This is a genomic window from Enterobacter mori LMG 25706 (genome assembly GCF_000211415.1).
GTDB lineage: Bacteria > Pseudomonadota > Gammaproteobacteria > Enterobacterales > Enterobacteriaceae > Enterobacter > Enterobacter mori.
Genome location: NZ_GL890779.1, coordinates 89,174 through 109,443, shown reverse-complemented (window position 1 = coordinate 109,443; position 20,270 = coordinate 89,174). Strand labels below are relative to the sequence as shown.

General features: G+C 52.3%; 15 protein-coding genes. 12 read left to right on the top strand and 3 right to left on the bottom strand.

Translation table 11 applies throughout. The features are described from left to right. The first annotated feature begins 279 nt into the window (after window positions 1-279). The 9 genes from rodZ (at window position 280) to ENTMO_RS0117835 (ending at window position 10,395) form a co-directional block, all read left to right on the top strand. Window positions 280-1,278 carry a cytoskeleton protein RodZ gene (gene rodZ, locus ENTMO_RS0117875; RefSeq protein ID WP_010433952.1) on the top strand — a complete coding sequence of 333 codons (999 nt, stop codon included), beginning with the start codon at window positions 280-282 and terminating at the stop codon, window positions 1,276-1,278. A 26-nt stretch (window positions 1,279-1,304) separates the two neighbouring features. Next, window positions 1,305-2,423 (top strand): flavodoxin-dependent (E)-4-hydroxy-3-methylbut-2-enyl-diphosphate synthase, encoded by a 1,119-nt coding sequence (gene ispG / locus ENTMO_RS0117870; RefSeq protein WP_010433949.1) that lies wholly within the window; start codon window positions 1,305-1,307, stop codon window positions 2,421-2,423. Between the two features lie 80 nt (window positions 2,424-2,503). Next, entirely contained in the window at window positions 2,504-3,778 is a 1,275-nt protein-coding gene (hisS, locus tag ENTMO_RS0117865; protein WP_010433947.1) for a histidine--tRNA ligase, read from the top strand. A 13-nt stretch (window positions 3,779-3,791) separates the two neighbouring features. After that, window positions 3,792-4,412, top strand: a complete 621-nt coding sequence (locus ENTMO_RS0117860) for a YfgM family protein (RefSeq protein ID WP_010433945.1) — start codon at window positions 3,792-3,794, stop codon at window positions 4,410-4,412. A 10-nt stretch (window positions 4,413-4,422) separates the two neighbouring features. Further along, the gene (gene bamB, locus ENTMO_RS0117855) at window positions 4,423-5,601 is read left to right on the top strand and encodes an outer membrane protein assembly factor BamB (protein ID WP_010433943.1); all 1,179 of its coding nucleotides are present in this window, start codon (window positions 4,423-4,425) and stop codon (window positions 5,599-5,601) included. A gap of 112 nt (window positions 5,602-5,713) precedes the next feature. Further along, entirely contained in the window at window positions 5,714-7,186 is a 1,473-nt protein-coding gene (gene der / locus ENTMO_RS0117850) for a ribosome biogenesis GTPase Der (RefSeq protein WP_029485161.1), read from the top strand. Between the two features lie 299 nt (window positions 7,187-7,485). Continuing rightward, complete coding sequence (locus ENTMO_RS0117845) at window positions 7,486-9,030, top strand: peptide MFS transporter (RefSeq protein WP_010433937.1); 1,545 nt, start codon at window positions 7,486-7,488, stop codon at window positions 9,028-9,030. A 58-nt stretch (window positions 9,031-9,088) separates the two neighbouring features. Then, window positions 9,089-10,123 carry a Gfo/Idh/MocA family oxidoreductase gene (locus tag ENTMO_RS0117840; protein WP_010433935.1) on the top strand — a complete coding sequence of 345 codons (1,035 nt, stop codon included), beginning with the start codon at window positions 9,089-9,091 and terminating at the stop codon, window positions 10,121-10,123. 50 nt (window positions 10,124-10,173) lie between these two features. After that, window positions 10,174-10,395, top strand: a complete 222-nt coding sequence (locus ENTMO_RS0117835; RefSeq protein WP_010433933.1) for a zinc ribbon domain-containing protein — start codon at window positions 10,174-10,176, stop codon at window positions 10,393-10,395. On the opposite strand, the gene ENTMO_RS0117830 is transcribed toward ENTMO_RS0117835, so the two are convergent. From ENTMO_RS0117830 to xseA, 3 genes are read right to left on the bottom strand one after another with little or no spacing between them, the layout of a single operon-like run. After that, on the bottom strand, window positions 10,392-10,742 hold the full coding sequence (locus tag ENTMO_RS0117830; RefSeq protein ID WP_006811517.1) for a protealysin inhibitor emfourin: 351 nt from the start codon (window positions 10,740-10,742) through the stop codon (window positions 10,392-10,394). The genes ENTMO_RS0117835 and ENTMO_RS0117830 overlap by 4 nt on opposite strands. Then, window positions 10,743-11,762 carry a M4 family metallopeptidase gene (locus ENTMO_RS0117825; RefSeq protein ID WP_010433927.1) on the bottom strand — a complete coding sequence of 340 codons (1,020 nt, stop codon included), beginning with the start codon at window positions 11,760-11,762 and terminating at the stop codon, window positions 10,743-10,745. Window positions 11,763-11,820: 58 nt separating this feature from the next. Beyond that, window positions 11,821-13,194 (bottom strand): exodeoxyribonuclease VII large subunit, encoded by a 1,374-nt coding sequence (gene xseA / locus ENTMO_RS0117820; protein WP_010433926.1) that lies wholly within the window; start codon window positions 13,192-13,194, stop codon window positions 11,821-11,823. 159 nt (window positions 13,195-13,353) lie between these two features. Here xseA and guaB point away from each other — a divergent pair, with 159 nt between their 5' ends. The 3 genes from guaB to ENTMO_RS0117805 all read left to right on the top strand — a co-directional run bounded on the left by guaB (window position 13,354) and on the right by ENTMO_RS0117805 (window position 19,978). Beyond that, window positions 13,354-14,820: an IMP dehydrogenase gene (gene guaB, locus ENTMO_RS0117815; protein ID WP_010433923.1), complete on the top strand. Its 1,467-nt coding sequence runs from the start codon at window positions 13,354-13,356 to the stop codon at window positions 14,818-14,820. Window positions 14,821-14,887: 67 nt separating this feature from the next. Then, the gene (guaA, locus tag ENTMO_RS0117810; protein ID WP_010433920.1) at window positions 14,888-16,465 is read left to right on the top strand and encodes a glutamine-hydrolyzing GMP synthase; all 1,578 of its coding nucleotides are present in this window, start codon (window positions 14,888-14,890) and stop codon (window positions 16,463-16,465) included. Window positions 16,466-16,621: 156 nt separating this feature from the next. Continuing rightward, window positions 16,622-19,978: an SIR2 family protein gene (locus ENTMO_RS0117805; RefSeq protein ID WP_010433917.1), complete on the top strand. Its 3,357-nt coding sequence runs from the start codon at window positions 16,622-16,624 to the stop codon at window positions 19,976-19,978. Window positions 19,979-20,270 lie beyond the last annotated feature (292 nt).

The window sequence follows — 20,270 nt, the reverse complement described above, 5'->3', positions numbered from 1 at the left end:
CGGCGCATGATCTGCGCCGTGAAGCATAATCTTACTGAATAATCAGTCAGATTCGTGATGTTTGATTAATAATTACGGTGCGTTTCATATGACTTTCGGGCAGTATGTAACGACGTAACAACAGTTTAGCCAGGCGGGCAGAGCTGCACTGTCATCTACCGGCTGACAGTCTTATACTGTCTGTTCAAGGTTAACTGACCAGAAGTTTCGCGGTGCGGGTGGCATTGTGACTCACCGGCACCTGAACCCTTATTTTTCACGTACCAGTAGTTGTAGCGAATGAATACTGAAGCCACTCACGACCAAAATGAAGCACTCTCCACTGGCGTTCGTCTTCGCAACGCCCGTGAACAACTCGGACTCAGCCAGCAAGCCGTTGCAGAACGCTTGTGCCTGAAGGTTTCCACGGTTCGCGATATTGAAGAAGATAAGGCGCCTGCCGATCTGGCTTCAACATTTTTGCGCGGTTATATCCGCTCTTACGCAAAACTGGTGCATATCCCCGAAGAAGAATTACTGCCAATGATGGAGAAGCAGGCACCGGTCCGTGCAGCAAAAGTTGCGCCGATGCAGACCTTCTCTCTGGGGAAACGCCGTAAAAAACGTGACGGCTGGCTGATGAGCTTTACCTGGCTGGTGCTGTTTGTGGTGATTGGCCTGACGGGCGCATGGTGGTGGCAAAACCACAAGGCGCAGCAGGAAGAGATCACTACGATGGCCGATCAGTCTTCTGCCGAGCTTAATCAATCCGGCAATGACAACGCACAGAGCGTGCCGTTGAACACGGACAGCGCGGCACCGTCAAGTGAACCGCAAACAGCTGCGACCGATGCTGCTCAGGCTCCGGCCACCACGCCTGACGCTGCACCAGCAACGCAGGCGCAGGATCAGAACGCGGTTGTTTCTCCTTCACAGGCCAATGTGGATACTGCCCCTGCGGCGACGGCGCCAGCGGATAATGCTGCTGCGGCACCACTGCCTACCGACCCGGCAGCCACTGCGACACCAGCAGTCGATCCTAACGCGCTGGTGATGAATTTCACCGCGGATTGCTGGCTGGAAGTGACTGACGCCACAGGCAAAAAGCTGTTCAGTGGCCTGCAGCGTAAAGATGGCACGTTAAACCTAACGGGTCAGGCACCTTACAAACTTAAAATCGGCGCTCCGGCAGCGGTACAGATCCAGTATCAAGGAAAACCTGTCGACCTGAGCCGCTTTATCAGAACTAACCAGGTTGCGCGTCTTACCGTTAATGCCGAACAATCAGCAGCACAGTAACAGACGGGCAACGCGGGAGATTTTTCATGCATAACCAGGCTCCGATTCAACGTAGAAAATCGAAACGGATTTACGTTGGGAATGTGCCAATCGGGGACGGGGCACCCATCGCCGTCCAGTCGATGACCAATACGCGCACCACGGATGTGGAAGCAACGGTCAATCAGATCAAAGCATTAGAACGCGTAGGCGCGGACATTGTTCGTGTCTCCGTCCCGACGATGGATGCAGCCGAAGCGTTCAAACTCATCAAGCAGCAGGTCAGCGTTCCGCTGGTGGCTGATATTCACTTCGACTACCGCATTGCACTGAAAGTCGCTGAATATGGCGTCGACTGCCTGCGTATTAACCCAGGTAACAGCGGTAACGAAGAGCGCATCCGCATGGTAGTGGACTGCGCCCGCGATAAAAATATTCCTATCCGTATCGGTGTGAATGCCGGTTCTCTGGAAAAAGACCTGCAGGAAAAATACGGTGAGCCAACGCCGCAGGCGCTGCTCGAATCCGCTATGCGTCACGTCGATCATCTGGATCGTCTCAACTTCGATCAGTTCAAAGTTAGCGTGAAAGCGTCCGACGTGTTCCTTGCGGTAGAGTCTTATCGCCTGCTGGCAAAGCAGATTGACCAGCCTCTGCACCTCGGTATCACCGAAGCGGGCGGCCTGCGCAGCGGTTCTGTCAAGTCTGCGATCGGTCTGGGCCTGCTGCTTTCTGAAGGGATCGGCGATACGCTGCGCGTCTCGCTGGCGGCCGATCCGGTGGAAGAGATCAAAGTCGGTTTCGATATCCTGAAGTCACTGCGCATCCGCGCCCGTGGGATAAACTTCATTGCCTGCCCAACCTGCTCACGTCAGGAGTTCGACGTGATTGGTACGGTGAATGCGCTGGAGCAGCGCCTGGAAGACATCATTACCCCGATGGACGTCTCCATCATCGGCTGCGTGGTGAACGGTCCGGGTGAAGCGCTGGTGTCAACACTGGGCGTGACCGGCGGTAACAAGAAAAGTGGTCTCTATGAAGATGGCGTTCGTAAAGATCGTCTGGATAATAGTGACATGATCGACCAGCTCGAAGCACGCATTCGTGCCAAAGCCGCAATGATGGACGAGACGCAGCGCATCAACGTTCAGCAGGTTGAAAAATAACGTGATGGGAAGCGTGCCGCTTCCCATGTATGATTGAACCCATTCTTTGGGTTTTTTTTGTATATAGAAAGAGAATAAACGTGGCAAAAAACATTCAAGCCATCCGCGGCATGAACGATTATCTGCCTGGCGAAACCGCCATCTGGCAGCGCATTGAAGGCACACTGAAACAGGTGCTCGGCAGCTACGGTTACAGCGAAATCCGTTTGCCGATTGTAGAGCAGACCCCGTTATTCAAACGCGCGATCGGCGAAGTCACCGACGTGGTTGAAAAAGAGATGTATACCTTTGAGGACCGCAACGGTGACAGTCTGACCCTGCGTCCGGAAGGTACGGCGGGCTGCGTACGCGCCGGCATCGAACATGGTCTTCTGTACAATCAGGAGCAGCGCCTGTGGTATATGGGCCCGATGTTCCGCCACGAACGTCCGCAGAAAGGTCGTTATCGCCAGTTTAATCAGCTGGGTGTGGAAGTCTTTGGTCTGCAGGGCCCGGATATTGACGCTGAACTGATTATGCTGACCGCCCGCTGGTGGCGCGCCCTCGGTATCGCCGATCACGTTTCCCTTGAGCTGAACTCTATCGGTTCTCTGGAAGCTCGCGCTAACTACCGCGATGCGCTGGTGGCGTTCCTGGAACAACATAAAGAGAAGCTGGACGAAGACTGCAAACGTCGCATGTACAGCAACCCGCTGCGCGTTCTGGATTCCAAAAACGCAGACGTTCAGGCACTGCTGAACGATGCACCTGCGCTGGGTGACTACCTGGATGAAGAATCTCGCGAACACTTCGCGGGCCTGTGCAAGCTGCTTGAAGCAGCTGGCATTGCCTATACCGTGAACCAGCGCCTGGTGCGCGGTCTGGACTACTATAACCGCACCGTGTTTGAGTGGGTAACGACCAGCCTTGGTTCGCAGGGCACCGTATGTGCGGGCGGCCGTTATGATGGCCTGGTTGAGCAACTGGGTGGCCGTGCGGCACCTGCTGTTGGCTTCGCAATGGGTCTTGAGCGACTTGTTTTGCTGGTTCAGGCAGTTAATCCGGAATTTAAAGCAGATTCCGTTGTCGATATATACCTGGTGGCCTCAGGTGCGGATACGCAGTCTGCGGCGATGCAGCTTGCCGAACGCGTGCGCGATGCGCTGCCGGGCGTTAAGCTGATGACCAACCATGGCGGCGGCAACTTCAAAAAACAGTTTGCTCGTGCCGATAAGTGGGGCGCAAGTATTGCACTGGTGCTGGGCGAGTCCGAAGTGGCTAACGGCGAAGGGGGAGGGAAAGACCTGCGCTCTGGTGAGCAAACAACGGTAACGCAGGACGGCGTTGCGGCGCACTTGCGCACTCTATTGGGCTAAGGAGAAAGACTGCGTGGAAATGTACGAGAACGAACACGACCAGGTCGACGCGATTAAACGCTTCTTTGCTGAAAACGGCAAAGCATTGGTTGTTGGGGTTATTTTGGGTGTAGGTGCGCTGGTAGGCTGGCGCTACTGGAACAACCATCAGGCTGATGCCGCTCGCGGTTCGTCTTTGAGCTACGAAAACACCGTTAGCGCCATTCGTGCCGACCAGCCGCAAACGCTGACGGCAGCGGAGAAATTTGCGGCTGACAACAAAAACACCTACGGCGCGCTGGCCGCGCTGGAAGTGGCTCAGCAGTACGTTGATAAAAACGAACTGGATAAAGCCGCTGCACAACTGTCACAGGGTCTTGCTGCTGCAAGCGATGAAAACCTGAAAGCAGTGATCAACCTGCGTCTGGCACGTATCCAGGTTCAGCAGAAAAAAGTCGATGACGCGCTGAAAACGCTCGATACCATCAAAGGCGACGGTTTTGCTGCCATCGTTGCTGATTTGCGCGGTGAAGCACTGCTGAGCAAAGGTGACAAAGCGGGCGCGCGTCAAGCGTGGCAAGCTGGCGTAGATAGCAAAGCTTCACCTGCGCTGAGCGAAATGATGCAGATGAAAATAAATAATTTGTCCGTCTGAGAGGGACCCGATGCAATTGCGTAAATTACTTCTGCCAGGACTGCTTTCTGTTACGTTATTGAGTGGTTGTTCACTGTTCAGTGGCGAAGAAGATGTTGTAAAAATGTCCCCGCTGCCAACGGTTGAAAACCAGTTTACCCCATCCACCGCGTGGGACGTCTCCGTGGGCAGTGGGATTGGCGATTTCTACTCCAACCTGCATCCTGCGTATGCGGACAGCGTTGTCTATGCCGCTGACCGCAAAGGTACCGTGAAAGCGGTGAACGCCGATGACGGGAAAGAAGTATGGTCCGTTAACCTGGCGGAAAAAGACGGTTGGTTCTCCCGTAAACCTGCGCTGCTTTCCGGCGGCCTGACCGTCGCTGGCGGTCACGTTTACGTGGGAAGCGAAAAAGCGCAGGTTTATGCGCTGAACACCAGTGACGGTTCTGTTGCATGGCAAACGACCGTTGCCGGTGAGTCTCTGTCTCGTCCTGTGGTGAGTGATGGTCTGGTGCTGATCCATACCAGCAACGGCCAGCTGCAGGCGCTGAACGAAGCGGACGGCCTGGTGAAATGGACCGTTAACCTGGATATGCCAGCGCTGTCTCTGCGTGGAGAATCCGCCCCGGCAACGGCTTTCGGTGCTGCGATTGTTGGCGGTGATAACGGTCGTGTGAGCGCGGTACTGATGCAGCAGGGCCAGATGATTTGGCAGCAGCGTATCTCCCAGGCGACCGGTTCAACAGAAATCGACCGTCTGAGCGACGTGGACACCACCCCGGTCATTGTTGACGGTGTTGTTTATACGCTGGCGTATAACGGCAACCTGACCGCGCTGGATCTGCGCAGCGGCCAGATCATGTGGAAACGTGAACTGGGCTCCGTGAATGACTTCATCGTTGACGGTAACCGCATCTATATGGTTGACCAGAACGATCGTCTGCTGGCGCTGAGCACTGAAGGCGGCGTAACGCTGTGGACGCAGAGCGATCTGCTGCACCGTCTGCTGACCGCACCAGCCCTGTACAATGGCAGCCTGGTGGTCGGTGACAGCGAAGGGTATATGCACTGGATCGATCCAGAAAATGGTCGCTTTGTTGCACAGCAAAAAGTTGACGGTTCTGGTTTCCTGACCGATCCGGTAGTCGCTGACGGTAAACTGCTGATTCAGGCAAAAGACGGCACGCTGTACGCGATCACGCGTTAATTACCCGGCGGTTGTAGTATACTAAACGGCTCCTGTTCACTCAGGAGCCGTTTTGACATTTTTAAAAACGCCGCAAAAGCGACGTTTATTTGAATTTTATGAGGCTTCAAACATGGTACCTGTGGTCGCGCTTGTCGGGCGCCCTAACGTTGGAAAATCCACTCTTTTTAACCGTTTAACACGCACCCGTGATGCGCTGGTTGCGGATTTCCCGGGGCTGACGCGTGACCGTAAGTACGGTCGTGCAGAGGTGGAAGGACGCGAGTTCATCTGTATCGATACCGGCGGTATCGACGGCACAGAAGACGGCGTTGAAACCCGTATGGCGGAACAGTCTCTGCTGGCGATTGAAGAAGCAGACGTGGTGCTGTTTATGGTGGATGCGCGCGCTGGCCTGATGCCTGCAGACTCCGCTATTGCCAAACACCTGCGTTCACGCGAAAAGCCGACTTTCCTGGTGGCGAACAAAACTGACGGTATCGATGCCGATCAGGCCGTCGCGGATTTCTGGTCTCTGGGCCTGGGTGAAATCTACCCGATTGCGGCATCGCATGGCCGTGGCGTCACCAGCCTGCTGGAAACCGTGCTGCTGCCGTGGGTTGACGAAGTGAACCCGCCGGAAGAAGTGGACGAAGACGCTGAGTATTGGGCGCAGTTCGAAGAGAGTGAAGAGGGCGAAGAAGAGCCTGAAGACACCTTCAACCCGCAGGACCTGCCGATCAAGCTGGCCATCGTCGGTCGTCCAGACGTAGGTAAGTCTACGCTTACTAACCGTATTCTGGGTGAAGAGCGCGTCGTCGTTTACGACATGCCGGGCACCACACGTGACAGTATCTACATCCCGATGCAGCGCGATGAACGTGAGTTTGTCCTCATCGACACCGCGGGCGTGCGTAAGCGTGGGAAAATCACCGACGTGGTGGAAAAATTCTCCGTTATCAAAACGCTGCAGGCGATTGAAGACGCCAACGTGGTGCTGCTGGTCATCGACGCGCGTGAAGGTATCTCCGATCAGGATCTCTCTCTGCTCGGCTTTATCCTCAATAGTGGGCGCTCACTGGTGATCGTGGTCAACAAGTGGGATGGCCTGAGCAACGAAGTGCGCGAGCAGGTGAAAGAGACCCTCGACTTCCGTTTGGGCTTTATCGACTTTGCGCGCGTGCACTTTATTTCTGCGCTGCACGGCAGCGGCGTGGGTAATCTGTTCGAATCCGTGCGTGAAGCCTACGACAGCTCCACCCGTCGTCAGAGCACCGCGATGCTGACGCGCATCATGAATATGGCAGCAGAAGACCATCAGCCGCCGCTGGTGCGCGGTCGTCGCGTGAAGCTGAAATATGCTCACGCCGGTGGTTATAACCCGCCAATCGTGGTGATCCACGGCAACCAGGTGAAAGACCTGCCGGATTCCTACAAACGCTATCTGATGAACTACTTCCGCAAATCGCTGGACGTGATGGGTACGCCGATCCGTATCCAGTTCAAGGAAGGGGAAAACCCGTTCGCCAACAAGCGTAATACCCTGACGCCAAACCAGATGCGTAAGCGTAAGCGTTTGATTAAGCACATTAAGAAAAGCAAATAAATATTGCCGATCTCACGAAAACCCGCCTCTGTCGCGGGTTTTTTTTCGCGCTTTCACAACGATTGCTAACCCTGTGTGAAGTCAATCACTATTCACTCCCAACCATCTTTAAATCCAGAAAAGTAGACAATCATCGAATTTTCGTCTTAAAGTCCAGGGTTCAGTACTGGACAAAACTAGCGTCTGGTTATCAAATGGTTAACTAATTTTTCGCCACATGTAAAAAATCGGTCGGATACGTAACTGACCGGCGTACATGCTGGTGTTTACAAGCACGACACATACCTTTCGGGAGAATTATGCAATCCTCTGTTAATCCAAAAGAGAGCCGAACGTTCTTCGGCCATCCGTATCCACTCGGTTCACTGTTCTTCACCGAGATGTGGGAACGTTTCTCGTTTTACGGCATTCGCCCGCTACTGATCCTGTTTATGGCTGCGACCGTTTATGACGGCGGCATGGGGCTGGCGCGTGAAAACGCCTCGGCCATTGTCGGTATCTTTGCCGGTACCATGTACCTGGCCGCGCTGCCGGGCGGCTGGCTGGCCGATAACTGGCTCGGTCAGCAGAGAGCCGTCTGGTACGGTTCGATCCTGATTGCGCTCGGTCACCTGTCGATTGCGCTCTCTGCAATCATGGGCGACAACCTGTTCTTTATCGGCCTGATGTTCATTGTGCTCGGTTCTGGCCTGTTCAAGACCTGTATTTCGGTGATGGTCGGCACCCTGTATAAAAAAGGCGATGCGCGTCGTGACGGCGGTTTCTCGCTGTTTTATATGGGCATCAACATGGGCTCGTTTATCGCACCGCTGATTTCCGGCTGGCTGATTAAAACTCACGGCTGGCACTGGGGCTTTGGTATCGGCGGTATCGGGATGCTGGTGGCGCTGATTATCTTCCGCGTGTTTGCCGTTCCGGCAATGAAACGCTATGACAGCGAAGTCGGTCTCGACTCCACCTGGAACAGCCCGGTGGTGAAGCGCAACGGCGTGGGCGCATGGCTGCTGGCGCTGGCCGTCGGCGTGGCAGTTATCGTGACGCTGATTGCTCAGGGCGTGATTGTGATTAACCCGGTGGCTGTTGCCAGCGTGCTGGTCTACGTGATTGCAGCGTCCGTTGCGCTGTATTTTATCTACCTGTTCCTTTTCGCGGGTCTGAATCGCAAAGAGCGCGCCAGGCTGCTGGTCTGCTTTATCCTGCTGGTCTCCGCCGCGTTCTTCTGGTCTGCGTTTGAGCAAAAGCCAACATCGTTCAACCTGTTTGCCAACGACTACACTAACCGCATGATCGGTGATTTTGAAATTCCGGCGGTGTGGTTCCAGTCGATCAACGCCCTGTTTATTATCCTGCTGGCCCCGGTATTCAGCTGGGCATGGCCAAAGCTCGCGAGCATGAACATTCGCCCGAGCAGCATCACCAAGTTTGTTGTTGGTATTCTGTGCGCGGCGGCAGGTTTTGGCCTGATGATGCTGGCGGCACAGAACGTGCTGAGCAACGGTGGGGCGGGCGTGTCGCCGTTCTGGCTGGTGGGCAGCATTCTGATGCTTACCCTTGGCGAGCTGTGCCTGAGCCCGATTGGTCTGGCGACCATGACGCTGCTTGCGCCGGAAAGAATGCGCGGCCAGATGATGGGGCTGTGGTTCTGCGCCAGTGCGCTGGGTAACCTGGCTGCAGGCCTGATTGGCGGCCACGTGAAGGCCGACCAGTTGGATATGCTGCCGGATCTCTTTGCGCGCTGCTCCGTCGCGCTGCTGATTTGTGCCGCGGTACTGATCGTCCTCATTGTTCCGGTGCGCCGCATGCTGGAAAATGCGCAGACTAAACCGGCAGCTAACGCCTCTTAAACCTCGATCTTGCCGGGGCGGCGTTATGCCCCGGCAATTCACTCAACGAGGTAAGAACATGCTGTTAGGGTTTGTTGGACTTGGCGCAGTCGTTGAAACAGCTTACCTGCCCGCGATACGAAAACTTTTTGATACTCCCCCTCACTGTTTAGGCTTTGATATCCAGCCCGTAAAACAGCCGGAGGGTGTAACGCGCTGCTTCACGCTGTCTGAACTTCTCTCCCAGCCGCTTGATACCCTGTTTATTACCACGTCGTCGCTGCACCATCTTGAGGTGCTTGAACACGCTCTCGCCTCATCGGTTTCCCGCATCGTGGTTGAAAAACCGATTGTCGCCACGCTTCCCCAAACAGAAAAACTCAACGCGCTGCAGGCGAGCCCCGACGCCGCCTCCCGCGTGCTGGCGCTCGATCACTGGATGGCGCGCATGGAAACGGTGAAGCGGTCACTGGTTGGCAATGTCTCTGACATCATCAAAATCGACGGTTTTTTGCAGGAGCCGAGCGGATATAACGCCGCAGGGGAGCCCATCGCGCTTAACTTTGCCACTGGCGAGCCGGATACCCGAACGCTTCGCCACCCTGATGGCGTGATTCTGGATATCGGTACGCACGTGCTGGCGATGCTGCGCGAAACGGTGCGCTATCTGGGCGGGAATGATGAGATGACGTTGCAGGTGGTCACGGCTAAAGACCGCCTGGGGCGCGATATCGCGAAAGGTGACCTGACCACGGCGGAAGGCGAAGCGCATCTTCAGGGGAAAATCAGCGGCGTGCCGGTGGATATCTGGCTTAACAAATACGCGGGACCCGAAGGCGGGCAAAAAGGCTTACGGCTCTGGTTGCGCGACGGGCGGACCATCAGTTACGACCGGCACGGCGCAGAAGATGTGCTTGAGCTGATAAATGGCGACACGCGTCAACGCTGGAACATTCCCGGCACGATCTACGAGCACTGTCTTGCAGAGCATATTCTGGGCGCCAACAGCCTGTTTGAACGGGATCCGCACGAGGTGAGCCGCACGACGCGCCGCAGGATCGAGGAAGTGACGCTGCTGCTGACGTTACAGCAGCAACTGCGTGGCCCGCACTGACCGCGACGTGGTAAAATTATCGCAGACCTCAACGCTTTGAAGGAGTCACCATGACGATTATCTGCCCGGATTGCCAGGCAGCGCTTGAGCCTCAGAATGGGGTAGCGCACTGCGAAAGCTGTAATAAGGATATTGCGCTCGAAGCCCGCTGCCCGGAGTGTCATCAGCCACTCCAGGTATTAAAAGCCTGCGGCGCGGTGGACTATTTCTGCCAGAACGGCCACGGTCTTATCTCTAAAAAACGCGTGGAGTTTGTTCGGGCCGAAGGTTAATCGCACACGCAGCCTTCGCCTTTCTGCCACAGCTCGACCAGCGACTCGGGCGCTTCCTGCTCGGGCACCAGCACGATGATATCGGCGTAGTGCGCCTGATTTTGCCCGGTCCAGATAATCTGGATGCGGAAATAGCGCTGGTCGCCGCTGCCGGGTGAAGAGGCTTGCCCTGGAGGCTGGCCGCGTGGAAAAGCCTGCTCCAGGATGCTCACCAGGCGCTGGCGCTGGGCCTCATTGAGCGAGGAGAGCGCGATGGTGCGCTGCCCGCTCAGCTTGGGAATAAAAGCGACGCCGCCTTCCCGGGCCAGCTCAACCACGGCGTCATCCGTCAATTCCGGAACCTGCATTTACAACACTCCCACCTGTTCCCAGGCTTGTTTAATGGCCGCCCCAGCGTCGCCGCCGGAGCGTTTTTCTGGGTGCGCGATCGTCAGTTTTGCGAAGGCCTCAAAATCCGCATCCTGCGCCAGATTGCTATCGCAAACCGTGTCGTACCAGGCATATCCCGCTTTTTCCCAGGTGTAGCCGCCGATCGCCGTCGCAGCCAGATAAAATGCCCGGTTGGGGATGCCGGAGTTCAGGTGCACGCCGCCGTTATCCTCGCGCGTTTTAATGAAATCTTTCATGTGCGCGGGCTGCGGGTCTTTCCCGAGCAGAGGATCGTCATAGGCGGTGCCGGGTTCAGACATTGAGCGCAGCCCTTTGCCATTGATCCCTTTCGCCAGCAGCCCTTCACCAATCAGCCAGTCAGCGTTATCGGCGGTTTGCTTCAGATGGTACTGTTTGACCAGCGAGCCAAACACGTCCGACAGAGACTCGTTCAGCGCGCCCGACTGTTCAAAATAGATAAGCCCGGCTTCGGTCTCGGTCACACCGTGGCTCAGCTCGTGCGCCACCACGTCGATGGCGATGGTAAAGCGGTTAAATATTTCCCCGTCCCCGTCGCCGAATACCATCTGCTGACCGTTCCAGAAGGCGTTCTGATATTCCCGGCCGTAATGTACGGTGCCGGTCAAAATAAGCCCTTTATTATCGAGCGAATCACGCTGATATTCTTTCCAGAAGAAATCATGAGTAATACCCAAATAATCATAGGCTTCGTCCACCGCCACATCGCCGTTTGAAGGCTGGCCTTCATAACGCACCTGCGTACCCGGCAGCTCCTGGGTCTGCTTCGCGTCGTAAATATCGCGCTCCAGCTGTCCGGCTTTATTCACGTGCGGCGCGGCGGGTTTTCCCGGCATGTGGGCCATCAGCGTCTGGACGTGGGTTAACGTCTGGCGGGCATAGCGTTGCTGCGGCTCGGAACCGCTTTCGATAATACGACGAAGGATATAGGGGGGAATTACGCTGTGAAGATGGGGCATGCTGCTCTCCTTATTAAAAAAGGGAATAGCAGCAGTATAGTAAGTAACCAGCGAAGAATTATCCGGTTTTACGCTGACGCGTCTTTTTCACCGGTTTAATTGATTTCACTTCGCTTTCTACCCAGCCGTCGGAAAGACGCGTCGTCAGCACATCACCGGTATTCACCTGTTTGGTTTGCTTCAGCACTTTGCCGTCCGTCGCCGTCGTCACGCTATAGCCGCGCGCCAGCGTGGAGAGGGGGCTGACCGCTTCAAGATGGGTCACCGCATTGCCAAAACGCTCGCGTGTGGTGCTCAGGCGCGCCCGAACAGTCTCCGCAAGAAGGTACTCCAGCTGCTGGATCCGCGTTTGCGCGCGATAAATTTTCGGCTGCGGGTTCTGCTGGTTCAGGCGCTGCGTCACGCGCTGCTGGCGTGATACCGCGCGCTTAAGCTGGCTATCCAGCGCGAAGTTCATGCGCTGGCGCAGGCGCTCAAGCACGGTCTGCTGACGCGCCAGACGCAGCTGCGGGTGCTGCTGCTGAAGACGATGATGAAGCTGGGTAAAGCGGCGAGTACGGTTGGCAAGGAAGTAGTCCATCGCCATCTCAAGGCGCTGCTGTCCGTTTTGAATCTGACGCAAAAGTTCCAGCTGGTTGCGGCTGACCACTTCCGCCGCCGCGGACGGTGTAGGCGCGCGCAAGTCCGCGACAAAATCCGCAATCGTGACGTCCGTTTCGTGGCCGACGGCGCTCACCACAGGGATCTGACTTGCAAAGATTGCCCGCGCCACGCGCTCGTCGTTGAAGCTCCACAGGTCTTCCAGCGAGCCGCCGCCGCGCCCGACGATGAGCACGTCGCACTCCTGACGGGCGTTTGCCAGCTCAATGGCGCGTACAATCTGGCCTGGCGCATCGTCACCCTGAACGGCGGTCGGGTAGATGATGACGGGCAGGGAAGGGTCGCGACGCTTCAGCACGTGCAAAATATCGTGCAATGCCGCACCGGTTTTCGAAGTAATGACCCCAACACAGTGGGCAGGTGAGGGCAGCGGTTTTTTGAACTGCTGGTCGAACAAACCTTCCTCAGAGAGTTTGGCTTTAAGCTGTTCGTACTTCTGCTGCAGCAGACCTTCGCCCGCAGGCTGCATGCTCTCGACGATAATCTGATAATCACCGCGCGGTTCATACAGTGTGATATTGGCGCGAACCAGAACCTGCTGACCGTGCTGAGGGCGGAACGTCACGCGGCGGTTGCTGTTGCGGAACATCGCGCAGCGCACCTGGGCGGTGTCGTCTTTTAAGGTAAAGTACCAGTGTCCGGAGGAGGGCTGCGTGAAGTTAGATATCTCACCGCTGATCCAGACCTGCCCCATTTCCTGCTCAAGCAGCAAACGCACCGTCTGATTAAGGCGGCTGACAGTATAAATTGAGGGGGATTGAGAGGATAACATGTGAGCGGGATCAAATTCTAAATCAGCAAGTTATTCAGTCGATAGTAACCTGCTGAGGGGCGATCGCAAGCATTTTTTTCAAAAAAGTGTAGATGCAATCGGTTACGCTCTGTATAATGCCACGGCAATATTTAACCACCCAGGTCAGAGATATTGCCCATGCTACGTATCGCTAAAGAAGCACTGACGTTTGACGACGTCCTCCTCGTTCCCGCTCATTCCACCGTTCTGCCGAATACTGCCGATCTCAGCACGCAGTTGACGAAAACCATTCGCCTGAACATTCCTATGCTCTCTGCGGCAATGGACACCGTGACTGAAGCGCGCCTGGCTATCGCCCTGGCACAGGAAGGTGGCATTGGCTTTATTCACAAAAACATGTCAATCGAACGTCAGGCGGAAGAAGTTCGCCGCGTGAAGAAACATGAATCCGGCATCGTGTCTGACCCACAGACCGTTCTGCCAACCACCACGCTGCACGAAGTGAAGGCCCTGACCGAACGTAACGGCTTCGCCGGTTACCCGGTTGTGACCGAAGAAAACGAACTGGTTGGTATCATCACCGGTCGTGACGTGCGTTTCGTGACTGACCTGAACCAGCCTGTCAGCGTATACATGACGCCGAAAGAGCGTCTGGTTACCGTTCGCGAAGGTGAAACTCGCGACGTGGTGCTGGCAAAAATGCACGAAAAACGCGTTGAAAAAGCGCTGGTTGTCGACAGCAGCTTCCACCTGCGCGGCATGATCACCGTTAAAGATTTCCAGAAAGCAGAACGTAAGCCTAACGCCTGTAAAGACGAGCATGGCCGTCTGCGCGTCGGTGCTGCGGTTGGTGCCGGTGCAGGCAACGAAGAGCGCGTTGACGCGCTGGTTGCTGCAGGCGTTGACGTCCTGCTGATTGACTCCTCTCACGGCCACTCTGAAGGCGTTCTGCAACGTATTCGTGATACCCGTGCCAAATACCCTGACCTGCAGATCATCGGCGGTAACGTGGCCACTGGCGCAGGCGCTCGCGCGCTGGCTGACGCTGGCTGCAGCGCGGTGAAAGTGGGTATCGGCCCTGGCTCCATCTGCACTACGCGTATCGTGACCGGCGTGGGCGTTCCGCAGATCACCGCCGTGTCTGACGCGGTTGAAGCGCTGGAAGGCACCGGTATTCCGGTTATCGCTGACGGCGGTATCCGCTTCTCTGGCGACATCGCCAAAGCGATCGCCGCGGGCGCCGCTGCCGTGATGGTGGGCTCCATGCTGGCCGGTACCGAAGAATCCCCGGGCGAAATCGAACTTTTCCAGGGCCGTTCTTACAAATCTTACCGCGGCATGGGCTCCCTGGGCGCGATGTCCAAAGGTTCCTCTGACCGTTACTTCCAGACCGATAACGCCGCTGACAAACTGGTGCCGGAAGGTATCGAAGGTCGCGTTGCCTATAAAGGCCGTCTGAAAGAGATCATTCACCAGCAGATGGGCGGCCTGCGCTCCTGTATGGGTCTGACAGGCTGTGGTACCATTGACCTGCTGCGTACCAAAGCGGAATTCGTACGCATCAGCGGTGCGGGTATCCAGGAGAGCCACGTTCACGACGTGACGATCACCAAAGAGTCCCCGAACTACCGTCTGGGCTCCTGATAAGTTTCCGCGCCCGGCTTCTGCCGGGCGCTCTGTTTTTGTTTCACTTGCCTCGGAATTAGCGTCAATGACGGAAAACATTCATAAACATCGCATTCTCATCCTGGACTTCGGTTCTCAGTACACTCAGCTGGTGGCGCGTCGCGTACGTGAACTGGGCGTTTACTGTGAGCTGTGGGCATGGGATGTCACGGAAGCACAGATTCGCGAATTCAATCCAAGCGGCATCATCCTGTCCGGCGGCCCGGAAAGCACTACCGAAGAGAACAGCCCGCGCGCGCCGCAGTACGTGTTCGAAGCTGGCGTGCCGGTATTCGGCGTCTGCTACGGTATGCAGACCATGGCAATGCAGCTGGGCGGCCACGTAGAAGGCTCTAACGAGCGCGAGTTTGGCTATGCGCAGGTAGAAGTTGTCACCGACAGCGCGCTGGTGCGCGGTATCGAAGACTCCCTGACCGCAGACGGCAAACCGCTGCTGGACGTGTGGATGAGCCACGGTGACAAAGTTACCGCCATCCCGTCTGACTTCGTGACCGTTGCCAGCACCGAAAGCTGCCCGTTCGCGATCATGGCGAACGAAGAAAAACGCTTCTACGGCGTGCAGTTCCACCCGGAAGTGACCCACACCCGTCAGGGTATGCGCATGCTGGAGCGCTTCGTGCGTGACATCTGCCAGTGTGAAGCCCTGTGGACCCCGGCAAAAATCATCGACGACGCCGTTGAGCGTATCCGCCAGCAGGTTGGCGATGACAAAGTGATCCTCGGCCTCTCCGGCGGCGTGGACTCCTCCGTGACCGCGATGCTGCTGCACCGCGCCATCGGTAAAAATCTGACCTGCGTCTTCGTGGACAACGGTCTGCTGCGTCTGAACGAAGCCCAGCAGGTCATGGACATGTTTGGCGACCACTTTGGTCTGAACATCGTTCACGGGGAAGGCGAAAAACGCTTCCTGGACGCGCTGAAAGGCGAGAACGATCCAGAAGCCAAGCGTAAAATCATCGGCCGCGTGTTCGTAGAAGTGTTCGACGAAGAAGCGCTGAAGCTGGAAGACGTGAAGTGGCTGGCGCAGGGCACCATCTACCCTGACGTGATCGAGTCTGCCGCCTCCGCAACCGGTAAAGCACACGTCATCAAATCTCACCACAACGTGGGCGGCCTGCCGAAAGAGATGAAGATGGGGCTGGTTGAACCGCTGCGCGAGCTGTTCAAAGACGAAGTGCGTAAGATCGGTCTGGAACTGGGTCTGCCGTACGACATGCTCTACCGTCACCCGTTCCCGGGCCCGGGTCTGGGCGTGCGCGTGCTGGGCGAAGTGAAGAAAGAGTACTGCGACCTGCTGCGTCGCGCGGACGCTATCTTCATCGAAGAACTGCATAAAGCTGACCTGTACAACAAAGTGAGCCAGGCGTTCACCGTGTTCCTGCCGGTTCGCTCCGTCGGCGTCATGGGCGATGGCCGCAAGTACGACTGGGTTGTTTCCCTGCGTGCGGTGGAAACCATCGGCTTCATGACTGCGCACTGGGCGCACCTGCCGTATGACTTCCTGGGCCGCGTGTCTAACCGCATCATCAACGAAGTAAACGGTATTTCCCGCGTGGTGTATGACATCAGTGGTAAGCCACCGGCTACGATTGAGTGGGAATGATCGAGCTTCCGATCTAGTCAGAATATTTAAAAGTCCGCAAAAAGCGGGCTTTTTTTTAACTTGTGCTTTATAGTTTTGGTACTTTTTTATAACTTTCTTATAATCCATTAAACTGATTGGTCTTTGCTTCTATAATTTATTTAAAAGGACAATTTCATGAGTGCCTCAGCAATTGAAAATATTAAAGAGTCTATTTTAAAAGACGAATTAGTTGTCGTTATAGGTACTGGCTGCAGTATCGCGTTGACCGACAACTTAAATAAAATTCTTTCGTGGAAAGGATTAATAGAGAGTGGTTTTGATTATGCAACGGTAAAGGGTAAAATATCAAATGAACAAAAAGGATTTTGGAGTAATCAATTAGCATCTAATGATATTGATGATCTGCTTAGTGCTGCTGAGTTCGTTGGGAGGAAACTAGATTCTCCATCCGGTGATCTATATTCTAGGTGGCTATCAGAGTCATTTGATAAAATAAAACCTACTAATAAAAATATGATGGAAGTAGTAAGGAATATTTCTAATTCTGGCGTATTAATTTGCACATTGAATTATGATTCTCTTTTGGAAAAAACGACTGGATTATCGACAGTATTACTTTCAGAAACTCGTAAAGCTACCGCATGGCTCAGAGGTGAAGAAAAAGGTATTCTACATTTGCATGGCCATTGGGAGCAGCCAAATTCATGTGTTCTAGGTATAAGAGATTACGAGAAAACTATTGATAACGAGTTGCGTGATTTGTTCCAGAGAACATTAGGTGCTTTCAAACGTTTGTTATTTATAGGTTGTGGGGATACATTTTCAGATCCTAATTTTTCAGCACTTAGTGATTGGTTGCGAACTCAGTTGAGTTCTAATTCTTTACAGCACTATGCATTGGTAGATGAAAAACAAATATTAATGCGTCACGCAGATCCAAAATGGCAAGGTTTTGTTGAGCCAGTAAGTTATGGTGCTATTCACACTGAGTTACCTGCTTTTTTAAATAGTTTATTTATACAAGAATCACGCAAAAGAAAAACAAAGAAACAACCGATAGAAAAAAATAATAGAAATCAAAAAAACATAAAACTTTTATCTGTATATAAAGAATTCTTGGTTAAAGACTGTGGCCAGATGACGATTGAAGGTGTTCGTGCTGATATGGATACAGCACAGAGAAGATTCGATTTAGAACGGTTGTTTGTACCTTTAGAACTTTTACCCTGCCCACCTGATATTTCTCTTGATGACCCAGAAAGAGAAAAAAAATTAAACAACTGGCTAGAAAAAAATAAAGAAGTTAAACAATTTGGTGATGTTTTCTCAAAAACGAAAGGTATTGCTCTTTTAGCCTTACCTGGTGGAGGGAAAAGTCTATTACTAAAACGGTTAGCTGTCGCCTATGCAAGCCCTGATAGACGTTCAAGTAGCGACGATAATTTACCAGATGTTGATTTAATGCCTGTGTTAATTAGATGCCGCGAGTGGAGGGATTATATCACACTTCCTATTGCAACAATGTTGAGAAAACTACCCGATATAAGTGGCCAGTCTGTACTTGAAGGGGTTGGTACTGCGTTAATTTCGCAATTTAGTAAAGGTAATGTACTTCTTTTAGTTGATGGTTTGGACGAAATTCATGATGATGGCGAACGTACCATTTTTGCTGAAAATCTAAGAAACTTTATAGATCAATACCCGAAAACTAAACTTGTAATAACCAGTCGCGAAGCTGGGTTTAGTTTGGTAGCTCCATTTTTAGCTTCCTACTGTGAACAATGGAGAGTTGCACCTCTTAATCCTCAGACAATAAAAATACTTTGTAATTACTGGCATCAATTGATGGTAGGGCAGTCTCCTGAAGCCATATCTGATGCAGAAAGGTTAGGAGAAGTGCTTGTTTCTAATCAATCATTGAAAAGATTAGCAGAAAATCCGCTTCTATTGACAATGTTATTAGTTGTTAAGCATGGTGCGGGCCGATTGCCACCTGATAGAGTGAGTTTATATAGTAGAGCCGTAGAGGTATTATTAGATACTTGGAATATTAAAGGTCATGAGGCACTTAATACAAAAGAAGCTATTCCTCAATTGTCTTATATAGCCTTCGAATTAATGAAGGCTGGCAAACAAACAGCGACTGAAACAGAATTATTAAATTTATTAGAGCAAGCAAGAGAAAATGTTCCTCAAATTAAAAGGTATGCAAAGGATACTCCTTATGAGTTCTTAAAGCGAGTCGAGTTAAGGTCTAGTTTACTTCTTGAAGCGGGGCATCAGGTTGAGAATGGAAGAGCGGTTCCTTTCTATCAGTTCCGTCATTTAACTTTTCAAGAATATTTAACAGCCCTTGCCATTGTTGACGGAAATTATAATGGTTATGATTCTAAATCCCCGATGAAACCATTAAATTCTTATCTTGATTCAGAAGAATGGAAGGAAATTGTTCCAATGAGTGCCGTCCTTGCAGGAAAGCAGGGTGATATTATTTTGAGAGTACTTGTGCAGAAAGGAAAGGCGCTTAAAAGAAAAGTCGATTTAGGTCATAACTTTAAAGAGAAAGCAAACTGGATATCTTATCCCCGAGTATTACCAAATGTAATTGGAAGGCTGGTTCAAAGCCTAATAGAAGAGGCACAAGCTGAACCAGAGACACTTACTGAGGCACTAAATCTTGTAGCCTATTTTTCAAGGGGATGCGAAGCGGCTTTAGATTGGCGAGCACTATGTAGTGGGCCATACTCTGATGAGTTGATAAAACAAGCATGGATTTTGTATGAACCAATGAATTTACCTTTTGAAACATGGATAAGAAACAGTTATGCCAGTTTTGCGGTTTATCGTAAACAATCTAGCTATTGGTTCAGTGATGATGGATATAACGAAATTTCTGAGTTGCTTAGTAGTTCTTCAGATGAGAAAAAATGTTTGGGATTAATGATTTGTGCAGGTATTAATTGGGCAATGTCTTTGCCTTCCAATTTAGTTAATGAGATTATATCGAAAGTGTTTCCTAGAGTTGAACAATTAGTACTTGATAAAAACAAGGCAATCTCCAACGTTGCCTTATGGGTATGGGGATTGAGATGTAATTCTTCAGATTTCAATTACACTCCACCTCTTAATATCCTTGATGAGATTTTGAAAGGATTGTTATGTGCTTGTGGAAAAATTCCTTTTGATATTTATTCATTTAGCATGGGAGCCTGCTTCGGATTAAAACGGGATTACTGGAGTCCTGTTTTAAATCAAGAAGAAATAGACCTATTGCGAAGTTGTTATGATGGTTTAGACGAAAATTCGTATGAAAAGCATAGAATGGGAGGTGCAATAGTTGTAGTTGCATTTCATTCAAAAAGTATTTTAACTGATGAGCAGATAGTGTCGTATATTACTGAAGTATGTAATGGGCCTAAAGGTATAAGTGAATATAATCTTGAAAAATTGAATAAAACGATTTTGCAAATTAACCCTCAAGCTTTGGGTTTTTTGATTTCACAGGAGGAGGGTAATGACATCACATCCTAGTTATGGAGATGGTTTAAATTAAAAAGATTTCCTTCACTTAGTTTTTTGGTTTTTAGAATAAGTTCTAAAAATCATTTGAAATGCACTTTTAAATATGATGGTTTTCTTAACCGGAGACTGTCATATTTGTTGGTGGGCTTGATGTTCTATCATTAAAAGTTTGATGAATAATTTTTATTTAATAGTTGTTTTTATTTATTATGATTATATCTACGATAGACTAATGCAAATATGCAGCAAACAAAATTAGTATTAAATTTATAAGTGTGAGTACAAAAAGTGATGTGGCATG